The sequence below is a fragment of the Allobosea sp. P1_A7 genome, from assembly GCF_056406775.1.
The window spans coordinates 1-5578 of record NZ_JBFTZN010000386.1 but is presented as its reverse complement, the minus strand read 5'-3'; the positions used below and the strand labels follow the sequence as shown (position 1 = coordinate 5578).

Here is a 5578-nt window from a genome sequence, read left to right as displayed (position 1 = left end):
TGAGCTCTCAATAGGTTGTCCATCCGGTCCCGAGCGAGGAAGCTGAGGTTGCGAAGCTTCAGTCTCCATCGAAGGAGGACCGGATGAACATCCACAAGAATGCCCGTCTGACGCAGTTGGGTCGAGAGCGGATCGTGCGCATGGCGGCGTCAGGCACGGCCTCTGGCGTGATCGCCAAGGCGGCCGGCGTCAGCCTCAAGACCGTCCATAAATGGATCACCCGCTTCGCCGCCGAGGGCATGGCCGTGCTGGCGGACCGCTCGTCGCGTCCGCGCCGGCTGCATCGCCCGACGCCGGCAGGCCAGGTCGAGCAGATCATCGCACTGCGGCGCCAGCGGCTGAGCGGCAAGGCCATCGCCAAGCAGGCTGAGGTCTCGCCGGCCACGGTGAGCCGGATCCTGCGGCGGGCGCGGCTGAGCCGGATGCGCGACCTCGACCCGGCCGAGCCGGCGCGCCGCTACGAGCGCGCTCGCCCCGGCGAACTGATCCATCTCGACATCAAGAAGCTCAACCGGTTCAGGGAGCCGGGGCATCGCGTCACCGGGGATCGCAGCGCCGGCCGCAGCGTCGGGGCGGGCTGGGAGTTCGCCCATGTCTGCATCGACGATGCCTCCCGGCTCGCCTTCGTCGAGATCAAGCCGGACGAGACGGCGCTCAGCGCGGTCGCCTTCCTCAGGGCCGCCGTCGCCTATTACAAAGGCCTCGGCGTCTCCGTCGCGCGCGTCATGACCGACAACGGCCCCTGCTACAAAGCCCATGCCTTCCGCCACGCCTGCCGCGAGCTCGGCCTGCGCCAGATCAGKACAAGGCCCTACACCCCCAGGACCAACGGCAAGGCCGAACGCTTCATCCAGACGGCGCTACGCGAATGGGCCTATGCCAGACCCTATCCCCACTCAGAGCGCAGAGCCGAAGAGCTGCCGCGCTGGCTCCATCATTACAATTGGCATCGACCCCACGGCGGAATCCAGGCCAAGACCCCCATCAGCAGACTCGCTCTCGACGAGGACAACCTGTTGACGCTCCACACCTAGCGTGATCTTCCGAAGCTCAATTGCAGTTGGTCTCGGCATGCCTCGCGCAGGCGGTACTCGACGATGCGACCTCGTCGTGAGCGCCCTTCAGTCCTATTTGGGTCTCGAGTGACGGCAATATTTGGAAACGAACGTCGGGCCTGGCGAGCCGACATCAATCAAGTCTGAACGCCCGCGGTACGCATCTGGCTCGGCGCCAGCCCGGTCCAATGCTTGAATGCGTGCGAGAACGCGCTGACGTCCTGAAACCCCAATAGCCAGGCAATTTTCGAGACATGGAGATCGCTATGGCTGAGATAGCGCACAGCCAGGTCGCGCCGCATCTGCTGAAGGATCTCCGAGAAGCTCAAACCCTCATCGGCGAGCCGTCGCATAAACGTCCTTTCGCTCATTCGAAGCTGACGCGCGATGACCTCCGCACGCACCTTGCCGTGAGGCAGCAGCGGAGCGATCGCATTCTCAACGCTCACCCGCAGCGGGCTCGCATTGGTTGCGCGGGGCGCCAGCGCCGCTTCGCAATATTCCAGCATGAGATCGTTGAGGTAAGGGTCGGCGTTAACGAGGGGGCGCGCGTGCGCGTCTGCTGGCAAAACGATTGCGTCGATATCGGCGCCGAACTCGACCGTCGTCCCGGCAAACCGTGACATCGCCGATGTATCTCCTGACCGATGATGCGCGATCGCGACGGACTGGGGCACCAGACTCGTCCCTGTCAGGATGCGGCAGAGGCGGATAGTTCCAAAAATGCAGAACTCGAGCTGATGCCTGTCGGAATGCCGCGGAAGGCCTGCGTAGGTTAGACCGATGCTGAGTTCGCGCCCCGTGCCAACGCTGAATACCAAGGCTTCGTTGGTGATCGAACTGTATCGCGCAATTCGTTGCAGTGCGTCGCCAAGCGTTTGCGACGACGCCATTACGTAGAACAGCAGCCCGAGGGCGCGGGGCTCGAAGTCCTGCGCCAGGGTGAAGCCCAGATAGTCATCTCTCAGCGCAGTGGCAGCCCGGTCCAGCAGGGCGATCTGACCCTGAACAGGTACTCTCGGATTGGGATCGGCGAGCATCTCCTCGGTCAAGCCGATATCCTTCAGCAGAGGCGCAATCGGCACGCCAACGTCAACAAGACGCGCGATTGCAAGTCTCGCGATGCCCGCTCGGGTTGTCGGCAGAGAGTTCAGGTCACGTGGCAAGGCGGCAACTCCCTGCTCATGTCTGTGCCGGCTCAACACGCAGGCAGGGGCAAACAAAACCATGGCAGAAAATAACAAGCGGGGGACCTAACGGCAACGTATTTCGGGGAGGTCCGAAACGGGAAGCCGGGGTCGATGCGCCATGAACGTAAGACGCTAAGCGGCGCGGGCTTTGTATTCGCGAACATAACATTCCGACACCGCCGCTCCCGTCGTCAACCCGCTGCGGAGCCCGAGCCATGCCTGACATCAACTGGCGACGCGGGTTCTAGCGGCTCTGGCGCGTCGCCTCCGCCCTCTGGGCCGCCGTGGCCGCCCTGTTCCTGCTCTACGACGGCGCAGGAGGGCTGATCCGATGGCGCCCGAACAATTCGTCCCCATCGCGATCCTGATCGCCGGGCGCCGCTGCTGCTCGGTCTCTGCGTAGCCTACATCCTAAAAGGATTCCGCTGATGGTCGACATCGTTGCCGACGTGCTCGCCGCCAGCGCCATCCTGTTCTGCGTCCTCGCGGGGCTCTGGTTCTTCGCAGCCAACTGATTTGCCTCGGGGGTAACCCATGTTGACGTGCTGCCCTCCGCTCTCCTTAGCGGGATCGGCACGCTGTTTTCTGCGACATCTGTCCGCTTTGTCATAGGGATCGGTTGCCATCAGCATCACCCAGACCAGGCGGCGGCGGCACGCCAACCCGCGATGCTTGGTTGCAGATCATGGTGCCTCTGGTGTCAGCACCCGGCTTGCAGAGCGGCCAGAGGGCAAACGGCTGTTCGATCTCTTGCGGGCCGGAGACGTGGCAATGACGAGCTGCTCGTCCTATCTTGTTCAACTAATGGCCTGCTAGGGCTCGGACTCATAACCAGTAGCTGACGGTTGCGGCGATGCAGACGGCGGCGAGGAAGTTGACGGCGAGGCGATCGTATCGCGTGGCGACGCGCCGGAAGTCCTTGAGGCGGCAGAACATGCGCTCGATGGCGTTGCGGTCGCGGTAGAGGACGGGCGAGAAGCAGTTCTTCCAACGCCGGTTCGCCTTGGGCGGGATGTTCGGCATCGTGCCGTTCTCCTCGACCTGCCGGCGGATGGCGTTGCTGTCGTAGCCCTTGTCGCCGTGGAGGATGCGCGCTGGCGGCATCTGCTTCAGCAGGGCCGATCCGGCCGTACAATCAGCGACTTGTCCGCCGGTGAGCAGGAAGGCGATGGGGCGGCAGTCGCGATCGGTCAGCGCATGGATTTTGGTCGTGCGCCCGCCGCGGGAGCGGCCGATGGCCTGGCAGCACTCCCCCCTTTTCCACCCGAGGCCGAGCGATGCGCCTTCACGGCGGAGGAGTCGATGAGCACCTGGGCCGGAGGACCGCCGGCGCTCGCTAAGGCATGGAAGAGGTCGACCCAGACGCCCTTGGCGGCCCACCGGACATAGCGGTTGTAGAGCGTCTTGCGCGGCCCGTAGTCGGGCGGCGCATCGATCCAGCGCCCGCCGGACTTCAGGACATGGACGATGCCGCTGATCACCCGCACGTGTATCCGTCGGCAAATGCGGCTCGATCCGCGCAAACTGCGCCTCCGTGAGCCAGAACTGATCCCGATTCATCCGTGCTTCCCCCCGGAAGCCGTGAATCACACCGAGCCGGCGAAGCCAACCATTTTATGGGTCCGAGCCCTAATGCGGTGAGGATCGGCTCGGCCACTCCGAGCAACCCTCGAAGATGCAGTGTAGGGCGAGCCACCTCGGCTCAGCGGACATACGGTCTTACAATCAATCACTGTAGGGCGAAGGCTTATCGCACGCGAGAGACCCTGGCCGACGTGTTCGCCTAAATCGGACGCTTCCACAGCACGCTCCGCAGGCGCTCGATCACCTCGGCGGTTGAAGTTTGGCCCGTCTCTTCAAATTCGACGATCCGCAACACGACCGCTCTAGTCTTGCCACTTGCTTCGGCGTTTGCAATGCGAGCGCCTCACCGTACAGTTTTCACGAACCACGCTGAAGCTGCCGAGCCAATTCCGCTTCGATTTGGCGCGCGATCGGTTCTCTATAATGGGTCCGATCGAAAAAATTCCGCGGGTTTGTTGTCATGACATTCGTGCTCCTGCCGTCAATTAATATTCCCCCCTTTCGAGATTTGATGAAATCTTTCATAGCGTGCTTGCAGGATTCTTCGGAGATCAGCTCCCGACCTCCCTTGGGAAGGGTGTCAGCCCAAACCGGAAGCAACACCAGAGCGACCGCTGTATGATTGGATACGGACTTTAATGTCTCTCCTAACATTTTAAGAGATGGATATTCGCCTGACAGATTGATCGTGCTTGCCCAAGGCTTCGCGAGCGCTCCAAATACCTTTTCTTCGTCCCAGACGAAGTCGCGTTCGAGGTCCCAGAAACCACGAGGATTTGGCGGGTGAGCGGCTGATCTTTCGGGTGACCAAAGGCGCTGAAATGCTTGCTCTAAACCGTCGTATCGAAATGCGCCGGCTGCATAGATAATCGGGTTTTCGCTAATAAGCCAAGTCGGCTGGGGCGGCTCTTCGATATATCGAGGTGTTGTTCGACACCAAACATCGTCAATCCCGATTATGATAGCTTTAGGTGGAGTTTCTCGATGAGTGAGAAACCACCTCAATACTGATAACTCTGGCGCGACTGACGCGCCCGGTAATGTCAAGGCAACAAATTCAAAACCAGTGTTTTCCGAGAGTCGCTGAGGTGATAACGGGGCAACGTGCGAATTTCCAATGATTACCGCATCGAAGCGCGGGTTTCGGCCAAGGCTTGCTACGGACATCCGATTTGAAATTGCTGACAGTGAACGCTTGGGGAGTAGGGAGAAGCGTCCGGTATCGTATGGGTCGGCAGCCAAGACGAACAACCACAAACAAACGCTTGAAATTATTATCATGACAATAATTTCAACGCTGAATGACCGCCACGTTTGCATTTTGGATCTCCACTTGTGGCTTTCTACGGGCGAGCCGGCGCAGGCTTGCCTGCCGCGGGCTCAGGTAAGTCAGCCAGAGAGCAAAGTAACTTGGCTAATGCGAGTGCCGGCCTGTGAAATTGCCCCAGAGACGCGTTCGGTGTGAATTGGACATTGTCGGGAGGTTGAGGCTACTCCAATGTTAGACCGGCCTGCTGGCCTTTCCAGAGGGTTGCCCGGATGACCGCGGGTGCCTGTCGGTGGCCGATTGACGAGCGATATCGGGGCTTGTTCCCGATCGCGCTATGCGGTCGAGCTCGTTCTACTGTAACTGGTGCGAGCGGGCCACCTTGCGACGATCGATAACCCCGCTTGCTGATCCACTATCGCCGCCTGGACTGGCCGGTGGGGATGAAGTGATAGTGGTTGCGGATGGTGGCGACGCTCAGC

The 5578-nt window shown here is 61.2% G+C and carries 3 protein-coding genes and 2 pseudogenes; 2 read left to right on the top strand and 3 right to left on the bottom strand.

The window, feature by feature from the left end; all coding sequences use genetic code 11:
• The first annotated feature begins 83 nt into the window (after nt 1-83).
• Nucleotides 84-1034, top strand: a complete 951-nt coding sequence (locus tag AC1D34_RS34765; protein ID WP_476826689.1) for an IS481 family transposase — start codon at nt 84-86, stop codon at nt 1032-1034.
• 158 nt (nt 1035-1192) lie between these two features.
• Here the strand turns inward: AC1D34_RS34765 and AC1D34_RS34760 are convergent, their stop codons facing one another.
• Nucleotides 1193-2221, bottom strand: a complete 1029-nt coding sequence (locus tag AC1D34_RS34760) for an AraC family transcriptional regulator (RefSeq protein WP_476826688.1) — start codon at nt 2219-2221, stop codon at nt 1193-1195.
• Between the two features lie 696 nt (nt 2222-2917).
• On the opposite strand from AC1D34_RS34760, the pseudogene AC1D34_RS34755 reads away from it, so the two are divergent.
• Nucleotides 2918-3013: pseudogene (locus AC1D34_RS34755) on the top strand (recombinase family protein); the annotation flags it as partial.
• 57 nt (nt 3014-3070) lie between these two features.
• Here AC1D34_RS34755 and AC1D34_RS34750 read toward each other — a convergent pair.
• Nucleotides 3071-3805: pseudogene (locus AC1D34_RS34750) on the bottom strand (IS5 family transposase).
• A gap of 381 nt (nt 3806-4186) precedes the next feature.
• Nucleotides 4187-5149: a hypothetical protein gene (locus tag AC1D34_RS34745; protein ID WP_476826687.1), complete on the bottom strand. Its 963-nt coding sequence runs from the start codon at nt 5147-5149 to the stop codon at nt 4187-4189.
• Nucleotides 5150-5578: the final 429 nt, after the last annotated feature.

What these genes read in the sequence shown, in the direction of transcription:
- AC1D34_RS34745 (WP_476826687.1), bottom strand. Translation starts at nt 5,149, where the DNA reads ATGCAAACGTGGCGGTCATTCAGCGTTGAAATTATTGTCATGATAATA.